Raw genomic sequence first — 22948 nt, 5'->3', positions numbered from 1 at the left:
TCCCCTCCATTTCCCGCCGTCAGCCCGATTGCCGAACGCCGCTGACGCTGTAATATGAGCAATACTCATGTTTTAATACTCGCGTTTCCGGAGGCACCGAATGCCGAAAAAAAGCAAAGCAAATCAGGCTATTACTCGTCGAAAGCCGCAACAAAAACGCTCGCTGGAGAAGATCGAACTCATATTGGAAGCCGCCATGCGCCTCATCGAAAGAGCGGGAAGTGTGGAAGCCCTGACCACAAACGCGATCGCAGAGAAGGCCGGCGTGAGCATCGGCACGCTGTATCAGTACTTCGATGACAAGCAGGCCATTCTTAAAGAACTGATCGACCGCGAAATGGGCGGTCTTGGTGCGCGAGTGATGGAAGCAATCAAAACAGCGCCGCCCGATGTTCTCGGCGGACGGATTCCAGCGCTGGTAAGCGCCGTGCTGAGCAGCTACGGCGGCCGCCGGGACGTTCATCGAATTCTGCTGGAGTATTCACTCTCGCGCGGACCGGGCACGCGGCTCAACGCGCTCATTCAAATGATGACGGCGATGCTCGCGTCGCAGGGAGTTACTACCAAGAACGCGCCGATCAAAGTTCGGCAGGCAGATGCTTTCGTGCTGACCTATGCGTTTCACGGCGTGATGCGTGGCTTCATTGCTGGAGGAACCCACAACATCCAACGTCACGAAGTGGAAGAAGCGCTTACAAGAATGATGGTGAGCTTTGTAAAGTCGGCCGCGTGACCAAGGCTGCGGCTGCGGTGATGGCGGCATTTGCCGAGAATGCGGAATGCTGCTTGCTGTTTGAAAAACTATCGCGACAGAGCCGCGCGTTCAGGCACATGCATGGGCGGCGGAAACCAGCGGAGGAACTGCCCGGCTCCCGGCCTCTCGTCGTGAAGAAATTGTCCCGGTTCGCACAGCCACTGGCGAGGGGTAGAAAGAAGTCGCCCTGTTTCGATCCGGTCAAAATGCCGGATTCTTACGGCGCAAATCCCTAAGTTTGACGAGGCGGCTCAGAACAGCGTGTTGCTGCCGGAGAAATGATGCGCGTAGACCCAGATCATGAATCCGATCGCGATGTAGCCGATCACGTTGCAAATGCGGCGATAGCGCCTGCTCTCCTCCGCGAACGCGGCTTTGAACGAAGGCTCGGCAATGCTGTCGAGCGCTTCCGATCCATAGGACTGAACGAGGAGCGTGTATTTTTCTGCGAGCGTATAGAGGCCGGGGAATTGCCGGTGCAGCTTTCGCGCGTAATAGAGCGCGCTGGCAAACGTCTGCACCAGAATTACGGAGAACAGCGCAAGCAACTGGATGCCACCATGTTGCCAGCCGCGTTGCGCCCAGAACACCAGCCAGATCAGCAGGCCAGCCGTTGCGAGCGCGATCAGGATTTGCCCCGGAATGAGGTAGCTCTTGCGCGGAACGGTGGGTATCTGGGCTTGCATGCGCAAACCCTAGCGCCGTCCCCCGTTACACAGAAATCACGCCCGCGAGAGGCTAATCACACGGGCGCGACCTGAGTTCCGCCGGGAGTTCCGCTGTAAGGCGTGGCTTACGGCTGCCAGCCCGGCGGAGGGCCATGGCGCTTCACGGCATCCACCATCTCCTGATGGCGGCGGGAATCGTTGCGGACCGCGATGGCGACGATGGCGATGGCCGAAGGGATCAGCCAGACCGCCGGCGAGAAGAAGCCGAAGAAGAAGCAGATTGGCCAGATGACCGCCGTAAAGATCGCGGCAAAAGGCTGCCCGTTGAACAGGAGCGCCAGCGGCGGAAGGAAAAATGCGATCACATAGATCATCTAAGGGAGCCTCCTCTGCCCCGCGCTAACACATAGGGGGTACTGACGGTTCCGCAAGGCAGCATCACGCAAGCGGGGATGACGCAGCCACCAAGCAAGGCTATCCCTTGCCGCCGGAATCGCCCCACCCATGCGCCGCCAGATCCTCGTTCCGCTGATCGTCGCCACCGCGCTCTTCATGGAGAACGTGGACGCGACCGTGATCGCCACCGCGCTCCCCGCCATCTCGCGCGACCTGCAGGTGGACCCCATCGCGCTGAAGCTGGCGCTGACCTCCTACCTGCTCTCGCTCGCGGTGTTCATCCCCATTTCCGGCTGGATGGCGGACAAGTTCGGCGCGCGCACGGTGTTCCGCGCGGCTATCGTGGTCTTCACGCTCGGTTCGCTGGCTTGTGGCTTCGCGGCCGGCCTGCCCGACCTGGTGCTGTACCGGGTCATTCAGGGCATGGGCGGCGCGATGATGACGCCGGTCGGGCGGCTGGTGATCCTGCGCCTGATCCCGAAGCACGAACTGGTTTCCGCGCTGGCATGGCTCGTGGTGCCTGCGCTGATCGGGCCGATGGTAGGCCCGCCGCTCGGCGGCTTCATCGCCACCTATTTCCACTGGCGCTGGATTTTCTGGATCAACATTCCCATCGGCATCATCGGCTTCTGGCTTGCGACGAAATACATCGAGGATATCCGCGAGGACAACGTGCCGCCGCTGGACGTCAAAGGCTTCATCCTGTCGGGACTTGGTTTGTCGGGCCTCGCCTTCGGGCTGACCACGGTGGGACAGGAGCTGCTGCCGGTGTGGTTTTCGCTGAGCCTTTTGTTCGGCGGCGCGGTCATCATGTATTTCTATGTGCGCCATGCGAGGAACGCGCCCGCTCCTGTCCTCGATCTGAAGTTGCTTTCGGTGCCGACGTTCCGGGCCAGCGTAGTCGGCGGGTCGCTGTTCCGCATCGGCATCGGCGCGATCCCCTTCCTGTTGCCCTTGATGTTCCAGATCGGATTCGGGTTCTCGCCGCTGCAATCCGGTTTGCTTACCTTCGCGGGCGCTGCGGGCGCTATTCTAATGCGCGCGAGCGCCGCGCCGGTGTTGCGGCGCTTCGGCATCAAGCGCGTGCTGCTGGTCAATACCGTGATCGCGTCGGCCTTCATCGCGTCGAGCGCGCTGTTCACGCCGACAACGCCATTCGCCGTCATCATCGCGGTTTTGCTGTTCGGCGGTTTCTTCCGCTCGCTGCAATTCACGAGCCTGAACTCGCTCGCCTTCGCCGACATCGGCTCCAGCACCATGAGTCAGGCAACCAGTTTCACCAGCGTCGCGCAGCAAATTTCGGTTTCGGCGGGTGTCGCGGTCGGGGCCATCGTGCTGGAATCGATGCGGCTCTGGCGCGGCACGAACGAAATCCTTGCAAGCGATTTCGTGCCTGCGTTCCTCGTCGTTGCGGCGATTTCATGCACGGCGATCTTCGCGCTGCTAAGGTTGCCGATGGATGCGGGCGCGTCGCTCGTCGCCGCGCCGCCGCCCGCCGCGGAAGACAGCGAGCGCGGGCCGCAGGTCTGATTATTTCTTATTCCGATTACTTCGCGCCGCGAAAGCCGGTCGCCAGCACGTAAAGTTCGGCGGAGTCTTTCCGGCTTGCAGGCGGCTTGATGTGCTTCACGCTTGCGAAGTCGCGCTTCAGCATCGTGAGCAGATCGCCTTCGGTGCCGCCTTGTAAAACCTTCGCAAGAAATGCGCCTCCCGGCGCCAGCACTTCCTTGGCGAACTCCGCCGCGGCCTCGACCAATGCGATGATCTTCAGGTGATCGGTCTTGCGGTGACCAGTCGTATTCGCGGCCATGTCGGAGAGCACGAGATCGGCTTCGCCGCCGAGCATTTCCTTCAAGCGATCCGGCGCGTCCTCATCAAGAAAATCGAGCTGCGCGAATTCAACTCCCGCAATCGGCTCGATGTCGAGAAGGTCGATGGCGACGACCTTGCCTTTCCCATCGGCGCTTCCCGTCTTCTCCGCCGCGATCTGCGCCCAGCCACCGGGCGCCGCGCCGAGATCGACCACGCGCAATCCGCGCTTCAGGAGCTTGTGCTTCTCGTCGATCTCAAGAAGTTTGTATGCAGCGCGCGAGCGGAAGCCTTCCGCGCGCGCCTTTCGCACATAAGGATCGTTGAGTTGGCGCTCCAGCCAGCCGCGCGAGGAATGAGAACGGCCGCTGCGTGCGCGCACGCGAATGCGGCCCCGGTCCGGCGTCTTCTCGCGGGTCATGCGCGGCTCCATACGCCGTCGGCGCGCATCAGTTCGACCAGCATCCCTTCGCGCAGGCCGCGGTCGGCCACGCGCAGGCGTTCACACGGAAACACGCGCCGGATCGCTTCGAGGATCGCGCAACCCGCGAGCACAAGGTCCGCGCGCTGCACGCCTATGCAGGGATTATCGACACGCTCCTGATAAGTCGTCGCGCAAAGACGCCGCATCACCACCGTCACTTCCGATTCAGTCATCCACATACCATCGACGCGGCGGCGATCGTAGCGCGGCAGGTCGAGATGCAGGCCGGCAAGCGTGGTCACGGTGCCGGACGTGCCGAGGAGATAAAGGCCGTCGCGCGAAACGTCGCCCGCGCTTGCCTTGAAGCGCTCGACCAAGGGCATCACTTCTTCGACCATCGCCTCGAATACTTCCGGCGGCACCGTTTCGCCGCCATGTCTTTCGGCCAGCGTCACCACGCCGAGCTGTAACGAATCCCACGCCCGCACCGGCGCGACCGGCGGGCCGCCATCCAGATCGTCCGCCTTGCCGAGCCATGCCAGTTCCGACGAGCCGCCGCCGATGTCGAACAGGATCGCACCGGAAGCATGGCGGTCGAGTAGCGGCGCGCAGGAATTGGCGGCAAGCTTCGCTTCCGTTTCGCGGTTGACGATTTCGAGCGACAGCCCGGTTTCCCGTTGCACGCGATTCAGAAATTCCTGGCCGTTCACGGCAGCGCGACAGGCTTCGGTGGCAATGAGGCGCGTACGGGTGACATTGCGGACAGAGAGCTTCGCGGCGCAAATCTTCAGCGCGGCAATCGCGCGTTCGATTGCCGGCGCCGCGAGCGTGCCAGTGCGCGACAGCCCTTCGCCGAGCCGCACGATCCTCGAAAACGCATCGACCACGCGAAAGGAATCGCCGGTCGGCTGCGCAATCAGCAGGCGGCAGTTGTTGGTGCCGAGATCGAGCGCGCCATAAAACGCATCGCGCCGCGGCTGGATTTGCGCGGAACGTCTGCGGCCGCGTCTGCGGCGGCGCCTGCGGCCGGATTTCGCCGGCTGTTGCGGTCCGGGCGCGCTTTCGCGCGGCTGGTCCGCCATGACTGGCCTTTCCCCGCCATGCCGGAGCGCGCGAACGCGCTCGACGGCAAGAAGCGGTATCCGAATTATACGTTGCCGCCAGTCTACGGCACGACGCGCGGGCCGCGCAAATCACGTCCGCGCAACTGCAATGCGGTATAAATTTACGCCGTCGGATGACGCGGCGGAACGAAATCCTTGAACTCCGGAAATGTCTTCCAGACCGGCTCCTCGGGGATCACACCCGCCACCGGCGTATACTTGGAAGGCGCTTCCAGCTTCATCGCCGGAATGTAGCGCGGGCAATTGGGGAAGATCGCCGTGGCGCTGACGCGGACGATCAACTGCGCTCCGGCAGTATGAGTGAGCAAAGGATCGTCGCGCTTGACGGAGGCCGTGCCGTTTACCCGCAGCCGCCGCGGCTTCTCAAGGTCGATGAACAGCAACGCGATATTCGGATTGGCGTCGATGTTGCCGAGGCTCTTGAACATGCCGTTGCCGTCGTAGTCGGGAAATACCAGTTCGTTCTTCCCGGTCACGCGCACGAAGCCACGGGGGCCACCCTTGAACGAGCAATCGGGCCTGCCCTCCGCATCGGCGGTGGCGATGAAAAACATGAACACGCTTTCGATATACGAACGGTCGTCGTCGCTGAATTCAGTGCGTACGAGTTCTTCCAGCCGGTCTGCAATGCCCCGGCTGCCGAAACGATCCTGCAATGCGCGATTGGCTTCGTGGTAAAGGATTGAGTCAGACATGGCTGCCCCCGCTCCAAGCCTGCACCCTTATAGCGCATCGGAATGGAGCGGGCTATCAGCCGTTTCGATTGGCTAGATAATGATCGGACCCGCGGTAAGCGCCCGCAGCAAATAGAGAATACCGATAATGATGACGATGATACGGATGATCTGCTTCGCGCGCCCGTCTACCGGAAGCATGTTCACGAGATAAAGGACCAGAATAACGATCAGGAATGTAACGAGAATGTTGATCAGCAACGCCATCGGCGAACTCCCAGCTTAATGCGGCGCGCAAGATCGCGCCCCCGCTCCGGAACAAGAACGTTCGATGCGCGTCATTGGTTCCAGCATGGCGAAGGGATGACGGATGTGAATGACCAGTAATCCTAAGCCGGCCCGTCAAAGGCGCTTCCCCGAAAAACGCCGTCTATCCGGTAATGCCGTCCAGAACCATTAACCGGAACGGCCTCTTTTCCTCCCGGCTTGCCTGCGCCACGATACAAGCCGATACCGTCTGCACTGCCCTCACCGGACCCCCGTTCATGGACGACCATACCGCCGAAGACGATCTTGGGATCATTTCGCAGGGCACGGGCATGCGCACGAAGCTGGCGCAAATCGCCGTCATTGGAATCTTCGTGATCCTGGCCGCCGCGATCCTGAGCTATGCGCGCGGCATCTTTCTTCCCGTCGTGCTGGCGCTTGTCATCGGGACCATTCTCGGCCCGATCACCAACCTCGCAAAACGCGCGAACATTCCGCATACGGCCAGTGCCGCGCTGCTGGTGCTCGGCACGGTCGGCTTGCTGTCCTGGGCTGTCGTGCTGCTGGCCGATCCGGTACGCGACTGGATCGCGCGTGCGCCTGAGATCGGCGCGAACCTTCGCGAAAAGCTCACCATCTTCGATACGCCGCTCGAAGCGCTGAACCGCCTGCGCGAGTCTTTCGGCGCGCAGCCCACGCAAGGCCCGAAGGGACTGGCGCTCGACCTCAACATGAGCCTGCTGCAACCGGCATTTTCAGCGCTGACCCCCGCGGTCGGGCAGCTTTTGATATTTTTCGGCACGCTGTTTTTCTTTCTCGCGCATCGCAACCGGCTGAAAGAATCGATCATCCGTTTCGGTGCAAACCGGGACTCGCGCCGCCGCGTGCTGCGTATCTGGAACGAGGTGGAAACCAGCCTCGCCGCCTACATAGCAACGGTTGCCGCGATCAACTTCACTGTCGGCGTCATCGTCGCCATCGTCTGCGCGGTGATCGGGCTGCCCAGTCCGCTGGTCTGGGGCGTGCTCGCATTCCTGCTTAACTTCGTGCCGTATATCGGCCCCGCCACCATGATCGTGACACTGCTCGGCGTCGGGCTGGTGTCGTTCCCATCCTTCTATCAGGCGCTGGTGGCACCACTGGTTTTCATCGGCCTGTCCACCATCGAAGGACAGTTCGTGACGCCGACCATTCTCGGTGCGCGGCTGACGCTGAACCCGCTTTTCATCTTCCTCTCCATCGCCTTCTGGGCATGGCTCTGGGGACCATTCGGCGCACTGCTGGCGGTGCCCCTTCTCATCGTGGCGATGGTGGTGCTCAACCAGTTCGCCCCGAAAGACGAAATGAAGCTGCCCGGCTGAGGGAACTTTTCGCGGCTCCCGCGGTTTAGCTCTCGATCATTCCATCCAGCAGGACGCGGCGGGGTAATGCCTCGCGCGCATGACGAGGGCTTTTCTCATGGCGACAGTGCAACCTTCCACGAACGGCTCGCACACCAAGGAAACTCTGGACCGCGAGATGCAGGGACTGAAAGACGATCTCAGCAAGCTGACCGCGCAGGTTTCGGATCTGCTTTCCAACTCCGGCTCCGCTGCATGGCGGCGCGCCAAACGCGCGGCCGACGGCGTAATCGCCGATGCCAGCGGTAAGGGTCAGGAAGCGGTCGACGCGGTGCGCGACGTGACCACGACGGTCGGCGATGCGCTGGAAGATGCCGTCTACAAGCGTCCTGTGACTACGCTCGCTATGGCGGCTGGCATCGGCTTCCTGATTGGCGCGATCTGGCGGCGATAAACGACACGATTTCCGAAGGCGCAGATTTCGGGAGGGCATCCGTGTTTTCCGGATTGATCGAAGACTTCAAGACTCGGCTCGACCTGACCCTGCACGCCATGATCGCCGGTGCGATCATGGCGTTCGCGGGGGTGGCTGCCTTCGTATGCGGCCTTGTCGTCCTGTTCCTGTGGACGATGCAGACCTACGGAGTCATGCAGGCGTGGGGCGCTATTGCAGCCGTACTCGGCGTAATCGCTTTCATCGCGCTGCTGTTTCTGCTGTCCGCTTCGCGGAAGCGCCGCCGCCTCGCGCTGGTGGAAAAAGCCGAACGCGAAAAGAAGGAGCGCGCGCAGCCGGACTGGTGGCAGGACCCCGCCACGCTGCTCACCGCATTTCAGGTGGCGCGCACCATCGGCTTCAAGCGGATGCTTCCGCTGCTTGCAATCGGCGCGGCGGCCATCGGCTTCCTCGCTACCCGCGAAGGAGCCACGGAAGAAAAGCCCGACCTTCAGCCTGCCGAATAGCAAAGCCGTATCCCCATACGCCCGCCCACGGCGCGGTTGCCCCCGGCAAAAGCCTCGGCTAGAACAACGGCGCGCTGCTTCGCGGGCCGTGGCCGATGTGAAAAAGCGTAAGCTTTTCAGGCACTTCGCTTGAAGCACCGTTGGGGGATAGTTCAACGGTAGAACTGCGGACTCTGACTCCGTCAATCTAGGTTCGAATCCTAGTCCCCCAGCCAAATCTCACTTTTCGTCGATCTGGCCTTCTCGCCCGCCTCGACGCGGGCAGCGGCAGTTGCCGTTTCCGCAAGCATGTCAAACGGTTGGCGGAAAGTGGCGACCACTTCGCCATCCTCCCAGGTGCAGTTCGATAGCAGGAAATTGAGCAGGCGGCGTTTTTCGCGTGGCTTTTGCTTTGCGAACAGCCTTTGCGCGTTGCGGGCGAGTTCGAGAAGCGCGACGCCTTCGTCCAGATAGGATTTATCGGCGTTCTGGTGGCGTTCGATCTCGCGCTGGCAGCGCGCCTGCTCCTCGCGCCACTGGTTCGACATTCGATCGTAAAAGGCCGTGTCCACCAGCCCGTCGAGCTTATCGACATACATGGCATGAATGCGCTCATCGAGCCGCTTGTATTCGGCCTGATGCCGCCTGATAGCCTCCTCATGCTCGCGGCGCTCGTCGGCGTGGCTCGCGTGCAATGCCTCTTGCACCCATTCCAGCACCTCGTCGTCGAACCGCAGCCGCCCGAGCAATTCTGTGAACTGCGCTTCGAGCGCTTCCTCGCGCACATGCTTGCGGCGGCAGGAGGCCGGGTTGCCCTGGCACTTATCCGCATAGCCGGTGCAATGATAATAGACGTAGCGCTGCTTCTTGATCTCGCCGACCACAGCGCAGCCGCAAGCATGGCAGGCGATCAGGCCCGAGAAGGCGAAGTCATGCCGGCCGCGCTTGGCCTTCCTGGCGAAGCGGCCGTCGAGCACGCCCTGCACGCGCTCCCATAGTTCGACCGGCACCAGCGCCTCGTGCTTGCCCTGAATGAGCTTGCCGTTCCATTCGAACCAGCCGGTATAAAGCCGGTTGCGCAGGATGGTGTGAACCGTGCTCACCGGCACCTTGGCGCCGCTCTTGGGATAGGTGAGGCCCGCCGCGTGCGCCTTGCCGGCCGCTTCCTTCAGCGAAATGTCGCCGCGCGCGTACCATTCGAACAGCTTGCCGATGAGCGGTGCGATCGCGGGATCGGTGGCGATGATCTTCTTGCCGTCCGGGCCGGTGACGTTGCGATAGCCGAGCGGAGTCTTGGTCGGCCAGATGCCCTGTTCGGCCTTCTCCTGCATACCCTTGCGGGCTTCCTCGGACAGGTTGTCGATGTAGTTCTTCGCCATCAGCACCTTGATGCCGTGCATGAACTTTTCCGAGGACCGCGACTCGCGAGACAGCACCACGCCTTCCTTTGGAAAGTGCATTTCCACGTCGAGTTCATCGACCGTCACCCAGTCTTTGAGGTTGCGATAAAGCCGGTCGGTCTTTTCGACCAGCATCACGCGGACGGACGGGTGCGCCTTCAGATAGGCGACCATCTCGCCGAAGGCGGCGCGGCCGGTCTGCTTCGCGGTTTCAACGTCGATGTATTCCTGCGCCACCGCGAAGCCGTTCGTCGCCGCGTATTCCTTGAGCAGCTTCAACTGCGCCGGGATCGAGAAGCCTTCCTTCTCCTGTTCCTTGGAGGAGACGCGGGCATAGATCACCGCCTGCTTGCGGGCGGGATCGGCGGCAGGTGCGGTTTTCGCGGCTCTTTTCATGTCGTTTAGTGTAACCTAAACACAATCGGATCGCAAGCATTCAGCGTGGTGGAATCATTGCGCCCTTGGCCGCACGGATCAAGCCGGGAACCGGACCGATCGCGAAGCTGTCCCGACTATCGCAAGGCCCGAAGGGCGTTCAGTATCACGGCCACGTCGATCGCTTCCTGAAAAAGAGCGCCCTGCACGGGCGGCAAATAGCCGAACGCCGCGACGATCATACCTGCGATGGAAAGCCCCAAGCCAATGAACACGCTTTGAAGGGCGATGGCGCGCGTTCGCCGGGCAATATTGAGCGCCGTGGCGAGCGGATAGAGTTCATCCACCAGAAGCACGACGCTTGCGGCTTCGGAAGACGCAGCCGCGCCGCGCGCGCCCAAGGCAACGCCAACCTCGGCGGTGGCAAGCGCTGGCGCATCGTTGACGCCGTCGCCCACCATCATGACGGGCCGCGTTGCCGCTTCGCGACGGACCGCGATCACTTTGCCTTCCGGTGTCAGATCACCAAGGATTTCGTCAACGCCAAGGGACCGACCGACCGTTTGGGCGATGCGGTCCATATCCCCTGACGCCAGCACGATCCGCTCAATTCCCGCCGCCCGGAGCGCATCGAGCGTAGCGCGCGCATCCTCGCGCAACTGATCCTGAAGCAGGATGACGCCCGCGACCGCGCCATCGACGGCCACCGCCACGAACTGCACGCCGTCATGATCCTCCATCTCATGGAGCATCGCATGGGCGCTGGTGCTTCGATTGCGCACATAGGTGTCGCCACCAATCGCGACGCGCCGCCCGCCCACCGTTCCCTCGATGCCCTTGCCGGGAAGTTCGGCGATGTTCGAGGGGGGCAGAAGCGTAAGGCCGGCGTCGGTCGCCGCCTGAATGAGCGATGTCGCCATGACGTGCGCCGACGCCTGATCGAGGCTCGCGGCGAGGCCGAGCACGTCATGCTCGGTGAACCCTTCGCCCGTTCTGATGTTGGTGATCGTGGGGCGCCCCTGTGTCACCGTTCCCGTCTTGTCCAGGATCGCCGTTCGCACATGCGCCAGCGCTTCAAGGGCAGCGCCATCCTTCACCAGCGCTCCCAATTTCGCGGTTCGTGAAATTCCCGAGATGATGGCGACGGGGACGGCAAGGATCAGCGGGCATGGCGTCGCGACGACGAGCACGGCCAAGGCGCGGATCGGATCATCGCTGAGGAGCCATGCGGCACCCGCCAGCGACACCGTGAGCGCCAGGAACCACATCGCGTAGCGATCGGCGAGCCGCGCCATCGGCGACTTGCTGGCTTGCGCCGCCTCGACGAGGCGAACGATCCCCGCATACGTGCTTTCGGCGGCGGGTCGGCTGGCGATCAGGTCGAAGGCGGCGCCAACAAGCGTAGAGCCGCTCATCACTTCGCCGCCGGGCGAAAGGCTCTTGGGGATCGACTCGCCGGTCAGCGCCGAAAGATCGAGCACCGCGACGCCACCGGCGACGTGGCCATCCACCGGAACGACATCGCCCTGCCGGACCAGCAGCCGGTCGCCCTGGCGAATGTTCGCGATCGGCACTTCTTCGAGGGTATGGTCGCGATAGCGCATGGCGGTGAAGGCGACGCGGCCAAGCAGAGCCGTCATTTCGCGGCGCGCCCGTCCTTCCGCGAAGGATTCGAGCAACTGGCCGCCCGCATACATCAACGCGACGACGTTGCCGGCGAGGCTTTCCCCGAAGACGAGTGCCGCAGACATCGACAGCGCCGCAACGACATCGAGCCCGACATCGCCGCGGCGCAACGATGCGATGATCTGGCCGAACAGGGCGAGCAGAACCGGAAGGGTCCCGAGCGTCCAGGCGAGATGGGATGATCGGGCTTCGCCACGCCACCAGAACCAGCCGCCGAGCGCGAGGCCGAGCAGCGCGATTCCGACGAGCACGCGCGGCGCAAAGCGCCGATAGGCCACTCCAAGGGTCAATCGTGGCTGAACGCGCTCTGCATCTGTTGCTCGGGTCTCCGCCACCTCAGTTCAACATCCAGATCGAGCCGTTCAGCAGCGAGGCGAACGCCACCCAGGCGGCGTAGGGCACGAACAACCACGCCGCTCCGCGATCCAGCCGCCACGCGGCGGCGATGAAGGCGAGAATGGCGGCGAGCATCAGCAGGATGACGACGAGCGCGAGCCCGAGTTGGTGAGCGCCGAAGAACACCGGCGTCCACAGGAAGTTCAGCGCCATCTGCGCCCACCACAGCTTCATCGGCCAGCCGGAACGGTCGCGCTGCCAGACACGCCAGCCGGCGATGGCGATAAGGACATAGAGCACCGTCCACACCGGCCCGAACAGCCAGGCGGGCGGGTTGAAGGACGGCTTGACGAGCCCGGCATACCAGCCGCCCGGCACGGTCAGCCCGCCGAGCGCGAGGCCGCCGCCGAGCACGAGTACGAGGAACAGGATCAGCGAGACATAGCGGTTCATGGCCTGGGGTTTCCTTCCATCATTCCGCCGCCTCCAATTCGCGATCCTCGGCCGGCGCCAGCGCCTCGGCGAGCAGCGCGTCGAGCAGGCGGCGGCTTGTGGCGGCGGTGGCGGTGAGGCTCGCTTCGAGCCGGCCGCACAGACCCATCAGTTCATCGACCTTGGCGACGATGCGGTGCTGTTCGGCAAGCGGCGGGAGAGGAAAGGGCGAATGGGCGAAATACTCGGTTGGCACGCGCTTCTGGCCGGCCGTGCCCGTCATCTTCGGGATGCCGGCTTCGATGAAATGCGGGCTCTTGAGGAACAGCAGAATGTAATCCTGATCGACGAACAGCGGGCGGACAATATGCAACTCGGTCGTGCCGGCGCCGATTCCGCCAGTCAGCTTTCGGAACACGGTCGATTTGCCGTTCTCGAAGCACGGCGTGATCTTGGCCAGGCCAACGTCACCCTCGGTAAAGTGTGTGTATCCCTTTTTGATCTCGCCCCATCGGCGAACCTCGTGCTGGTTCGCCGCACCGTACTCGACAGCGATCAGCGGCATAGGCACGAAGGAAGCTTCGAGCGTATCGGGCGCTTCGTTGCGTGGGCTCAAAATTCCGATCTCGGCAAGCTGCGACCAACGCCAATTCGACGGGATCGCGAACGGTGCTTCCGATTGAGCCGGGATCGCTTTTTGCTTCCTGATCTCCCCCGCCTTGACCAGCCGCGCCTTTTCCTTCGCGATCCGCTTCAGCAATTCCGCCGCCGGCTCGTCGTTCGCGTCCTGCGGCACCAGCTTCCCCCGCACGGCAAGGTTGAGGATTGTTTGGCGCAGGCGCTTGATCTGGTCGGGGCGCGTGGTGAGGGCGGGCAGCGCGTCGAGGGCGAAGCGGGCGTCGTCTTGGAATGTTTCGGGATCGGGAGCGTTGAGGCTGGCGAGGCTCGCCGCCGCCAGCCGGTCGCGCGTTGCCTCGCGGTCCACCCGCGCCGCCTCCAGTCGGTCGCACAGGCCCATCAATTCATCGACCTTGGCGACGATGCGGTGTTGCTCGGCGAGGGGTGGAAGAGGAAATGGCGTCCAAACAATTTTCACTTTCGAAATGTTTGGTTGTGCACCGCCTTCGCTCGCCGAATGGAATTGCTTGCGCTGTGACAGCAGAAACAAAAACAGGAACTGATTGGATATGCCCTCAAATGGGGTGCAGCCGCAAACCGCCTGATTTGTGACGGCAATTTCGGCCAAAATGGCTACCTTGCCTATTGTTGCGCCATACATCGCGATTAGCACGTCGCCGGGATTGTTTATGCGAAATGATCCCTTTTCAATCGCAAGCGGAGTGACAGTTTCCTCGGAGCCAGCCAAGGCCCGCTTGTCGTTCAGTTCGCCAGATTTCAGCCAGGTGATGCCACCACCATAGAAATCCAAATTGTCCCGCGGTGGCGTAGAGCCAGAACCCCAATCAGCGATTGATCCGAGGCGGGTCCATTTCCAGTTCGAAGGGATTAAATATGGTGCGTCTGCGGGGCCAACGGGGCCAACTTCTAGTCTTCGCGCTTCGCCGGTCTTAACGAGCCGCGCCTTTTCCTTCGCGATCCGCTTCAGCAGTTCCGACGCCGGTTCGTCGCCCGCGTCCTGCGGCACGAGCTTGCCGCGCACGGCCAGATCGAGAATGAAACGGCGCAGCCTCGCAATCGCGTCGGGCGCGTCGGCGATCTGCTCGTAATGCGCCAGCAGGCGTTCGGCATTCATCGGGCCAGCGCCTCGGCGAGGATCGCCTTCAACTGATCGCGATAGGTGGCCGTCTCCTTTTCCGCGCGTGCGAGGTCTTTCAGCAGCGTTTCCGGGTCGCCGTGATCGTCCGCCACCGCGTGCGGGTTCTTGATGTCGAGATTGTAGCCGCGCGCCTTCACATCCTCGGCCTTGACGCGCCACGCCTGCGGCGTCTCCTCGCGGCCAATCCGATCCTTGCCGCCCCACCACTCGATGCAGCCCTGAAAATGCTCCAGCCGGATCGGCCTGGTCATCGAATAGGCTTTCTGGCCCTCGGGCACGCGGTGCTCATAGAACCAGATGTCGCGCGTCGGCGTGCCCTTCTCGAAGAACAGCAGGTTGGTGCCGATCGAGGCATAGGGCTTGAACACCGAATTGGGCAAACGAACGATGGTGTGGAGGTTGCACTCCTCCATCAGATGTTCCTTGAGCCGCGTCTTGACGCCCTCGCCGAACAGCGTGCCGTCCGGCAGCACCACGGCGGCGCGGCCATCGGTCTTGAGCAGCCGCACGATCAGCGCCAGGAACAAGTCGGCGGTTTCCTTGGTGCGGAAGGTCGGAAAATTGTTCTCGATGCCGTCCTCCTCCTTGCCGCCGAAGGGCGGATTGGTGACGACGATATCGACGCGTTCGTCCTTGCTCCACGAAATCAGCGGCCGGGCCAGCGTGTTGTCGTGCTTGACGAAGCTCGGGTCCTCGATGCCGTGCAACAGCATGTTGGTGACGCACAGCATGTGCGGAAGCTGCTTCTTCTCCACCGCGCGCAGGCTCGCCTGCATGGTCTCGCGCTGCTTCGGCGTGCGGACATAGCCCTTGGCTTCCATGTGGCGGATGGCGCAGGTGAGAAACCCGCCCGTGCCGCAGGCGGGATCGAACAGGATTTCGCCGGGATGCGGATCGATGCGATCGACCATGAAGGCGGTCACGGCGCGCGGCGTATAGTACTCGCCGGCATTCCCGGCCGATTGCAGGTCGTTGAGCAACTGCTCGTAGAACTCGCCGAAGTGCCGCCGCTCGTCGAGATTGTTGAAATCGACCTGATTGATCTTGTTCACCACCTGCCGCAGCAACTGGCCGGATTTCATGTAGTTGTAGGCGTCCTCGAACACGTCGCGCACCACGCGGCGGCGGTCGCCCGGCTTGGCGGAAACCTGCAATCCCTTCAGCGCCGGAAACAGCTCGTCGTTGACGAAATCGAGCAACGCTTGCCCGGTGATGCCTTCCGGGTCCGCCGCCCAGTTGCGCCACTGGAAACGCTCGGGGATCGGCGAGCGATAGCCGTCCTTGGTGATTTCGAGTTCCTGATCCTGATCGTCGATGATCTTGAGGAAGAACAGCCAGGTGAGCTGACTGATGCGCTGCGCATCGCCATCCACGCCCACGTCCTGGCGCATGATGTCCTGAATGGATTTGACGGTGGTGCGGACGATCATGGCTCAAGCGGTCTCCTGATAGAGCGCGTCCTGCATCTCGTGGACGGCCTTTTCGAAACCCTCCTTGCCGCCGAACGCCTTGATGAGTTGCAAGGGCGTGCCCATGGCGGTGAAGGGCGTCACCTTCAGCACGTTGGCGTCGTCGAGATTGAGCACGCCCTCGTCGCGATACTTCTCCAGCAGCGCATCGAGCACGGCGCGGGCTTGCGGCCCGTATTTGGTGAACACGTCGCGCTTCCTGACGTTCTCGGCCCGCTCGCGACGGGTGAGCGGCTTCTTGTCGAAGGCGACGTGGCAAATCAGATCGAAGGGATCAAGGTTCTTGCCGAGTTCGTCCGCCACGGCGTCGAGCGCCAGGCCCTCGGCTTCCAGTTCCTCGATGATCGCCTGCTTGCGCTCCGCCGATTTCCAGCGCTTGAGGAAATCGTCCAGGCTGGCGAAGCGCTTCTTCAGCGCCGTCTTGGTGAAGTCGCGCAGGGATTCGGTGACGAGCTTGCCGTTCTCGTCGAGATATTCGACGCGCTCGGCGAGGATGCGGGCGCCGACGCCATCGACATAAATCTTTCGGATCGGGCCACCGGGCGGCAGCGGCAGGCCCGGCTGATCGACCACCGTTTCGTCGTCGCCGGGTTTCGGCGGGATGGTGTCGTCGCCCTGCGCCGCGTCGTCGGGCGGCGTGATCGGGTCGCCTTCGCCCGGCTCGTAAATCTGCACCGGATCGCCGTCGAAATCCGGGTCGGCGAAATGGCTGGTCGCGCCGCGAAAGTCGATCAGCGTGAAGAAGAACTTCTTGGTGTCTTCGTGGACGCGCGTGCCGCGCCCGACGATCTGCTTGAACTCGGTCATCGAGCCTACCGCGCGATCGAGTACGATCAGCTGGCAGGTCTGCGCATCGACGCCAGTCGAGAGAAGCCGCGAGGTTGTCACCAGCACGGGATATTTCGATTCCGGGTCGATGAAGTTGCCGAGCTGGTCCTGGCCTTCCTTGTCGCTGCCGGTGATGCGCATGACATAGCGCGCGTTTTCCGCGACCAGGTCGGCGTTCTCGTTGACCAGCGCTTGCCGCATCCGCGCCGCGTGTTCCTCATCGACGCAGAACACGATGGTCTTCTGGAAGCGGTCGCCGCTCTCCTTCAGGAACTCGGTGATCTTCTTGGCGGTCAGCACCGTGCGGTCATCGAGCACGATGTTCCGGTCGAAATCCTTCGTGTTGTAGATGCGGTCCTCGACCTCGTTGCCGTCGCGGTCGAGCTGGCCGAGTTCCGGGCGATAGCCTTCCACGTCGCGGTCGATGTGAACCTTGATGACCTTGTAGGGCGCGAGGAAGCCGTCGCTGATCCCCTGCTTCAGCGAATAGGTGAAGACCGGCTCGCCAAAATAATCGGTGTTGGAGACGTATTCGGTTTCCTTCGGCGTGGCGGTGAGGCCGATCTGCGTCGCGCCGGAAAAGTGCGTCAGGATTTCCCGCCAGGCCGAATCCTCGGCCGCGCTGCCGCGATGGCATTCGTCGATCACGATCAGGTCGAAGAAGCCGGCCGAGAACTCGCGATAGAGCTTCTGCCGCTCCTCCGGCCCGGTGATCGCCTGATAGAGCCCGAGATAGACCTCAAAGGCGGTGTCGATGCGCCGCTTCCGGTCGAGCGCCAGCGTCAGATCGACCGTGGTGCCGTCCTGCCGCTCGATCGTCTTGGCATTTGTCGAAAGCTTCGCCATCGCAGCGCCGAACGGGCGGAAGTCATTGACCATCGTCTGGTCGATCAGCACGTTGCGGTCGGCGAGGAACAGGATTCGCTTCTTGCGGCCCGCCTTCCACAGGCGCCAGATGATCTGAAACGCGGTGTAGGTCTTGCCGGTGCCGGTCGCCATCACCAGCAGCACGCGGTCGCGGCCCTTGGCGATGGCCTCGATCGCGCCGTTGACGGCGTTCACCTGATAATAGCGCGGCGCCTTGCCGCTGCCGTCGTCAAAATAGTCCTGAAGCACGATCTGTTCGGCTTCGGCGTCGAGGCCCTTCCAGGCGCGATAGCGCGCCCACAGATCGGCGGGTGACGGGAAGGCGTCGAGCCCGAGATTGGTTTCGATCGGGACGCTCCGGCCGGTGCGGTCGTGGAACACGAAGCCGTCGCCGTTCGAGGAAAACACGAACGGGATATCCAGCGTCGCGGCGTAGTCGAGGCCCTGCTGGATGCCGTGGCCGACCGCATGCGTGTTGTCCTTGGCCTCGATCAGCGCGATCGGGATATTCGGCTTGTAGTAGAGAACGAAGTCGGCCTTCTTGGCCTTGCCGCGCGTCACCAGCTTGCCGCGCACGATGATCCTACCCTTGGTGAAATAGACCTCCTCCCGAACCTGCACCATCTCGTCCCAGCCGGCGCGCTTGACGGCCGGCAGGATGAACTTCGTGCAGATATCGCGTTCGGTGAGGCTCCGTTTATCCATCGTCGCGGGCGAATCCTTCAATCGTTCAAGTCAAAATTGAGTACTGGCACGGATGCGCACCGTTTGCATCCGGGTGCGAACCCGCGAACCCAGGGGTGCGCACCCGGTTCGCACCCCTGCCGCTGGCGGCGGGACGCGCTTTTGCCGCCCGCATGCGTATTGCGCCGGAAAGAACCTATGGCCGCCCCCCCGGTCGCCCGAGGGTTTAATCCGTCTCGTCGGCTGCGTCGGCGAGCCCTTTCATGGCGCGGATCAGCGCCGCGACCTCGCGCCGGCTCGCGACCGCCTCGGCGGTATAGCGGCCGTGCTTTAGCGCGTTCCTGTTACCCTTCGGCGCGCCCGGCGACAGGCCGCCGTGCAGCCGGCAGCGACCGTTCGGCATCGCCGGCGACCGGCACCGGCTCCCGTTCCGCGTCCGCGCGCCGCATCGTGGGCTGCGGTGCATGGGCAATTGCTTTTGCATGGGGTTGATCCTCTGATTTCGCGCGATCCCCACCCCCCGCCGGCTCGACCACGCCCACCATGGCTTGCCCACCGGAATGGACGTGGACGTGCTCAACCGTGACCTTCTGCTGGCCCTTGCCGCGGTGGCGGTTGAGGGCTTCGAGCAGCGTGGCGAAGCTGCGGGAAAGTTTATTGGCCTGGGCGAGGTTCTCGCGCCGGCCCTCGAAGGTCTGTTCGCCGATCATGGCGCGGCGGTAGCATTCCATCGCGGCGTTGTGGGCGGCGATCAGTTGGGCCGCCATCATGCCTTCCAGCTCGTCCTTCGGCCCGATGCCGACCAGCGCCGCAACCGTGGCGCTCAATTGCTTGTCACGTTCTTCCGGGCTTGAGTTCTTCAGCCACAGCGCCTGCACGGCCTGATTGGCAAGAATGTTGTTCCAATGGTCGGAACGCGAGCCGCCGATGTTCTTCAGCGTTCCCTTCAGATCGTCGGGATCGTTGGCGACCACCGTTGATGGCTTGTTTTCCTTGGCAGTCTTTTTTCCGGTCATCAATGTGCCCTCGGTTGGTCGATTCCCATCGTCGCCAGTGCGGCAATTGCCTCGGCTTTGCGCGCGGCGTGCCATGCCGGCCAGCAGCGCGAATGCAGCCAGGCATGTCCCGTCGGTTCGATGCCGAACGGCAGCAGCTTGTCGTGAGCGTGTTCGCTTCCACCACAGCCCAGGCAGCGGCCGGACGGCGAGCGCACCGGATTGCGGTTGAGCCATTCGACCACACAGCACTCGAAGGCGCGGGCCTCTGCTGACGAGCGCGGCAGCCCGCCCTCAAACTCGGCGATTGCCGCCCGTTCGTCGAACAACGTCCACCAGTCCTCGCCCGACCATCCGTCGTTGCCGGTGCGCAGCAGCGCCATCACGCCCGCCTTGTGACGCGAAAGCAGGTCCAGCACGGCGGCATCCGGCGCGGCGTCGGCGTCGAGCGTGAGGGCATCGCCATCGACGCCGATCCGAACGCCGGCATTGCGGGCCGCCTTGAGGGCTTGGACGGCGCTCATAGCCGCGCCCTCCAGCCCGTGTTTTCGGGTGCGGATTGAGGCGGGCAATTTGCGTCCGCACCGTCCGCATCGGTCTCGCCGTTGGATTTCAACGGGTTGCTGCGGACGATCGGGCCGTTGCCACTCCTCGAACCGTCCGCATTGCCGCCGACCGTCTGCAAGCCTTGGGATGCAAAGCCCTTGGCGGGAATAAGCTTCGGCTGATTGGCGGACGGTGCGGACGATGCGGACGGTCGCGCCCCTCCGGTTTCTGACGCGGATAATGGCCCGGTGGTGATGCGGATGATCCGCGTCCGCGCACGGCCTTCGCGCTCGAAGCCGATGTCGATGCTGACCTTGCGCAGGAAGGTTGCGGCCCGGCGCAAGCGGCCCGCCAGCGCCCGAGGACTATCGGGCCAGGTCTTCGACTTGGCGACGCGCTCGCCCGCCATTTCGGCAAGGGCGCCCAGGAGCTCCGAGGCAGTTCCCGTCCACTCCGTCCGCGTGGTCATCACAGCGCGCACGGCGGCGGCGATCGGATCGGCGTCGATCACGCCGTCCACCGCCTCGTCGCGATTGCCACAATAGGCCGACCAGAATGTGCCGGCGGGCCACAATGCTGTCTCGCAGGCCGTCGCCCACAGCGCGAAATCCGCCATGCGCGGCAGCCTGTCGAGCCGCGTTTGCGGCAGCATCGCCAGACCCTGCGCCACCGCGTCAAGCAGCGCGCCAAGGATACGCGGGCGTTCGGCGTCGAACGCCGCCCACAATTCCTGCTCGGGCCGGCGGCGTTCCTCCGGGATGGGCTCCAGCGTGAGAAACAGAGCGCGGTCGGCGAGGTCCGGCCGCGTCACGATGTCCTCGATGCCATTGAGGATCACCGGCCGGGCCGCGTCGAACAGCACTTCATCCTGATCGGAATAGAGCTGGCGCACCGCGAAGCCGCCACCGGTGGCAAGGCGGCATAGCGTGTCGGATATCCATGCCGGCAGGCCCGACACATTATCGAAGGCCAACACATGGCCGTTGCTGGCGGCGATGAACAGATCGCGATCCTCGCGCGGCAAGGCGCGCAGCGGCGCGGTGTTGGGATCTAGCAGTGCCCGCAGGATCGCAGAAAAGGTGGACTTCGCCGAACCCTGCTCGCCCGACAGCACGATCACCGGATAAGGCCCGCGATTGCGTAAGCAGGCCAGTGCCCAGGCGACCACCAGCACGAAATCGGCGCCGGAGCGGACATTGAGGAACGATCGCAGCGCCTCGACCGAACCGCCGGCAATCGGCGCCGGCAATCCCTGCATCCCGGCGGCGCGGCGGAAGCGCACCGGCGGATTGTCGATCACGCGCCAGCCGGCGGCATCGATCTCTACCGCCCGCCATACCTCGTCGCCGAGGTCGAGATAGAGACGGCCATCGAGTCCGCCGATGCGGATATGGACCTGCCGTTCCGGCGCATCGAAATGCGCTTTCGCCTCGATCACGTTGAGCGCGGATTGCAGCGCCTCCGAACTCGGTGCCCCGCCCGTCGCCTCGAAGAAACGGCGTGCAAGCCAGCGGCGGAAGCCCTTGGCGCGGATCGGCCAGGTTTCGCGATGGCCGTTGATGTCGAGGTCGGCGAAGCCGGTGCCATCTGGCGCATGGAACAGTTCGGCGGTCTGCGCGAGTTCGATCAGGATGTCGGCCTGCGTCGGGCCGCGCCCGCCCGTTTCGCCGCTTTCCTCGGCGATCGCATCATCGAGCACCGTCACCCGGCATCCGGCCTTCTTTAATTGCGCCCGCAGCGCCTCGAAGGCGGCGCGGTTGTCCCGCTTGAGCGTCGCAAGGCATTCGAGCACGTCTGGCGCGAAGGCGGCGCCGGGATCGGTGCCCGTCCGTTCGACGATGCTCTCGAGCGGGTCGCGCACTTCCTCGGCGGCATCGATGGCGGCGCAGATCGGATCGTCATTGTCGCCATTGTCCAGCGTGCTCATCGCGCGGCCTCCTTGATGCGAGGTGCGGGACGCATCAGCAGATCGTTGAAGTCCGTACCCTGCGGCGCGCGGGCAATACGCACACGCCGGCCTTCCCGCTTCCAACGCCAAGCGCAATCCCGCGCCGACGCTTCGCCGGGTTCATCGCCATCGGCCAGCACGATCACCTCTTGGACCTCGCGCGGCAGGTCGAGGGTGCGAAGGCCCGATGCCGAAAGCGCCGACCATGCCGGACGGCCGCTTGCCTGCATGGCGGTGAGGCAGGTCTCGATGCCTTCGCCGACCATCAGCACATCGTGCGGTTCGGCGAGATGCACCGCGCCGCCCCGGCACGGCCCGAGCATCATCTTCACCGGATCGACCGGCGCCTTTCCCTTGCCGTCGCGGGCAAGGAAGGTGCGGTGAATGCCGATCGGTTTGCCGTTATCGCCGTGCGTCACCAGCGCCACCATCGCCGGCCACACGCCGCCCCAAGGATGCTTCAGCCCGCCATGGAAGCGGACCGACGGAGGAATCGGAACGGTGAGACCACGCGACCGGAGATAGGTCTCCACCGGCGTCCCCTCGGCCGATTGCGAGCCGCGCCAAATGGCAAGCGCCGCTTCCGTTCGCTTGATGGCATCGCAATCGGGTTCGGCTGGCCGCGGTCGATCGGGCTTGCGGGAAAAGCGGGTCGGCTGTCGCGCGTCCGCGTCCCAGGCGCCGCGCGCGCGAAGCGCGGCGATCACGTCGCGCTGATCGCATCCGGCATGGCATCGCACGAGCACCTTGCCGTCGCCGGCGTCGGCGATCGAGAGGCTCGGCGTGCGGTCGTCATGCGCCGGACAACGCGCCATCCAGGCGGCGCCGGCCTTGCGCCCGCCGAGGGCCTTGGCGATGCTTTCAGCGGTCATTGGCGCACCTCGCAGTCGTGCGACTTGGAGGGCGCCCGGTTGTCGTTGGCCGCGCGCCTTTCGGCGTGTGACCACTCGGCAAGAACGGCGAAGAAGCCGGTCACGTTCTCGGTGATCTGCCGGGCGTCCTCGTCGGTGAGGTCGCGGCCGAGGCGTGGTTGCCAGACTTGCCGGGTGCGGGCGATCTGCCTGCCCGCATCATTGTCGTTTGCAGCGTCGAGACGTTTCATTCCGAAGACCTCACGGCCGGCTTTTCTTGCCGCTCCGTGCTCCTGGCCTCCGGTCTCGGATTCCCACCGATAACGCTGGACCTAAAGTGATCTGCATCTTCGGCGTCC

22 protein-coding genes and 1 tRNA gene are annotated in these 22948 nt (G+C 63.6%); 6 read left to right on the top strand and 17 right to left on the bottom strand.

From position 1 onward, the window contains the following. Nucleotides 1–100 precede the first annotated feature (100 nt). Nucleotides 101–733 carry a TetR/AcrR family transcriptional regulator gene (locus KF794_04425; GenBank protein ID QYK45946.1) on the top strand — a complete coding sequence of 211 codons (633 nt, stop codon included), beginning with the start codon at nucleotides 101–103 and terminating at the stop codon, nucleotides 731–733. A gap of 272 nt (nucleotides 734–1005) precedes the next feature. Here the strand turns inward: KF794_04425 and KF794_04420 are convergent, their stop codons facing one another. Both KF794_04420 and KF794_04415 read right to left on the bottom strand, forming a co-directional pair. Beyond that, the gene (locus KF794_04420; GenBank protein QYK45945.1) at nucleotides 1006–1440 is read right to left on the bottom strand and encodes a hypothetical protein; all 435 of its coding nucleotides are present in this window, start codon (nucleotides 1438–1440) and stop codon (nucleotides 1006–1008) included. Nucleotides 1441–1547: 107 nt separating this feature from the next. Next, nucleotides 1548–1796: a hypothetical protein gene (locus KF794_04415; protein QYK45944.1), complete on the bottom strand. Its 249-nt coding sequence runs from the start codon at nucleotides 1794–1796 to the stop codon at nucleotides 1548–1550. 130 nt (nucleotides 1797–1926) lie between these two features. On the opposite strand from KF794_04415, the gene KF794_04410 reads away from it, so the two are divergent. Continuing rightward, entirely contained in the window at nucleotides 1927–3348 is a 1422-nt protein-coding gene (locus KF794_04410) for an MFS transporter (protein QYK45943.1), read from the top strand. 16 nt (nucleotides 3349–3364) lie between these two features. Here KF794_04410 and KF794_04405 read toward each other — a convergent pair whose 3' ends face one another. The 4 genes from KF794_04405 to KF794_04390 all read right to left on the bottom strand — a co-directional run bounded on the left by KF794_04405 (nucleotide 3365) and on the right by KF794_04390 (nucleotide 6116). Then, nucleotides 3365–4048 (bottom strand): RlmE family RNA methyltransferase, encoded by a 684-nt coding sequence (locus KF794_04405; GenBank protein ID QYK45942.1) that lies wholly within the window; start codon nucleotides 4046–4048, stop codon nucleotides 3365–3367. Then, entirely contained in the window at nucleotides 4045–5133 is a 1089-nt protein-coding gene (locus tag KF794_04400) for a Ppx/GppA family phosphatase (GenBank protein ID QYK45941.1), read from the bottom strand. The genes KF794_04405 and KF794_04400 overlap by 4 nt, the downstream gene beginning before the upstream one ends. Nucleotides 5134–5276: 143 nt before the next feature. Further along, nucleotides 5277–5870, bottom strand: a complete 594-nt coding sequence (locus tag KF794_04395) for a pyridoxamine 5'-phosphate oxidase family protein (GenBank protein ID QYK45940.1) — start codon at nucleotides 5868–5870, stop codon at nucleotides 5277–5279. A 72-nt stretch (nucleotides 5871–5942) separates the two neighbouring features. Then, nucleotides 5943–6116 (bottom strand): hypothetical protein, encoded by a 174-nt coding sequence (locus KF794_04390; GenBank protein ID QYK45939.1) that lies wholly within the window; start codon nucleotides 6114–6116, stop codon nucleotides 5943–5945. A gap of 278 nt (nucleotides 6117–6394) precedes the next feature. On the opposite strand from KF794_04390, the gene KF794_04385 reads away from it, so the two are divergent. The 4 genes from KF794_04385 to KF794_04370 all read left to right on the top strand — a co-directional run bounded on the left by KF794_04385 (nucleotide 6395) and on the right by KF794_04370 (nucleotide 8631). Then, nucleotides 6395–7477, top strand: coding sequence for an AI-2E family transporter (locus KF794_04385; GenBank protein QYK45938.1), 1083 nt, complete (start codon nucleotides 6395–6397; stop codon nucleotides 7475–7477). 97 nt (nucleotides 7478–7574) lie between these two features. Beyond that, nucleotides 7575–7910, top strand: coding sequence for a DUF883 family protein (locus KF794_04380; protein ID QYK45937.1), 336 nt, complete (start codon nucleotides 7575–7577; stop codon nucleotides 7908–7910). Nucleotides 7911–7951: 41 nt separating this feature from the next. Continuing rightward, nucleotides 7952–8416, top strand: coding sequence for a hypothetical protein (locus KF794_04375; protein ID QYK45936.1), 465 nt, complete (start codon nucleotides 7952–7954; stop codon nucleotides 8414–8416). Between the two features lie 141 nt (nucleotides 8417–8557). Beyond that, nucleotides 8558–8631: transfer RNA gene (locus tag KF794_04370), tRNA-Gln, on the top strand. On the opposite strand, the gene KF794_04365 is transcribed toward KF794_04370, so the two are convergent. The 11 genes from KF794_04365 to KF794_04315 form a co-directional block, all read right to left on the bottom strand. Next, nucleotides 8617–10191, bottom strand: coding sequence for a recombinase family protein (locus tag KF794_04365; protein QYK45935.1), 1575 nt, complete (start codon nucleotides 10189–10191; stop codon nucleotides 8617–8619). The genes KF794_04370 and KF794_04365 overlap by 15 nt on opposite strands. A gap of 116 nt (nucleotides 10192–10307) precedes the next feature. Then, nucleotides 10308–12134 (bottom strand): cadmium-translocating P-type ATPase, encoded by a 1827-nt coding sequence (gene cadA / locus KF794_04360; protein QYK45934.1) that lies wholly within the window; start codon nucleotides 12132–12134, stop codon nucleotides 10308–10310. 58 nt (nucleotides 12135–12192) lie between these two features. Beyond that, complete coding sequence (locus KF794_04355; GenBank protein ID QYK45933.1) at nucleotides 12193–12645, bottom strand: tryptophan-rich sensory protein; 453 nt, start codon at nucleotides 12643–12645, stop codon at nucleotides 12193–12195. A gap of 19 nt (nucleotides 12646–12664) precedes the next feature. Next, nucleotides 12665–14377 (bottom strand): restriction endonuclease subunit S, encoded by a 1713-nt coding sequence (locus tag KF794_04350; GenBank protein QYK45932.1) that lies wholly within the window; start codon nucleotides 14375–14377, stop codon nucleotides 12665–12667. Next, complete coding sequence (locus KF794_04345) at nucleotides 14374–15831, bottom strand: SAM-dependent DNA methyltransferase (GenBank protein QYK45931.1); 1458 nt, start codon at nucleotides 15829–15831, stop codon at nucleotides 14374–14376. Before KF794_04345 ends, KF794_04350 begins: the two co-directional genes overlap by 4 nt. 3 nt (nucleotides 15832–15834) lie before the next feature. Next, the gene (locus KF794_04340; protein ID QYK45930.1) at nucleotides 15835–18270 is read right to left on the bottom strand and encodes a DEAD/DEAH box helicase family protein; all 2436 of its coding nucleotides are present in this window, start codon (nucleotides 18268–18270) and stop codon (nucleotides 15835–15837) included. A gap of 323 nt (nucleotides 18271–18593) precedes the next feature. Further along, a complete protein-coding gene (locus KF794_04335) occupies nucleotides 18594–19265 on the bottom strand; it encodes a hypothetical protein (GenBank protein QYK45929.1) in 672 nt (223 codons plus the stop codon). Further along, entirely contained in the window at nucleotides 19265–19768 is a 504-nt protein-coding gene (locus KF794_04330) for a hypothetical protein (protein ID QYK45928.1), read from the bottom strand. The genes KF794_04335 and KF794_04330 overlap by 1 nt, the downstream gene beginning before the upstream one ends. After that, the gene (locus KF794_04325) at nucleotides 19765–21717 is read right to left on the bottom strand and encodes a hypothetical protein (GenBank protein ID QYK45927.1); all 1953 of its coding nucleotides are present in this window, start codon (nucleotides 21715–21717) and stop codon (nucleotides 19765–19767) included. Before KF794_04325 ends, KF794_04330 begins: the two co-directional genes overlap by 4 nt. Continuing rightward, a complete protein-coding gene (locus tag KF794_04320) occupies nucleotides 21714–22610 on the bottom strand; it encodes a toprim domain-containing protein (protein QYK45926.1) in 897 nt (298 codons plus the stop codon). The genes KF794_04325 and KF794_04320 overlap by 4 nt, the downstream gene beginning before the upstream one ends. Continuing rightward, nucleotides 22607–22840 carry a hypothetical protein gene (locus tag KF794_04315; GenBank protein QYK45925.1) on the bottom strand — a complete coding sequence of 78 codons (234 nt, stop codon included), beginning with the start codon at nucleotides 22838–22840 and terminating at the stop codon, nucleotides 22607–22609. The genes KF794_04320 and KF794_04315 overlap by 4 nt, the downstream gene beginning before the upstream one ends. Nucleotides 22841–22948: the final 108 nt, after the last annotated feature.

The sequence above is a fragment of the Xanthobacteraceae bacterium genome, from assembly GCA_019454205.1.
In the GTDB taxonomy this organism is placed as follows: domain Bacteria; phylum Pseudomonadota; class Alphaproteobacteria; order Rhizobiales; family Xanthobacteraceae.
The sequence above is the reverse complement of the archived record's forward strand: the minus strand, read 5'-3'. Positions and strand labels throughout refer to the sequence as shown.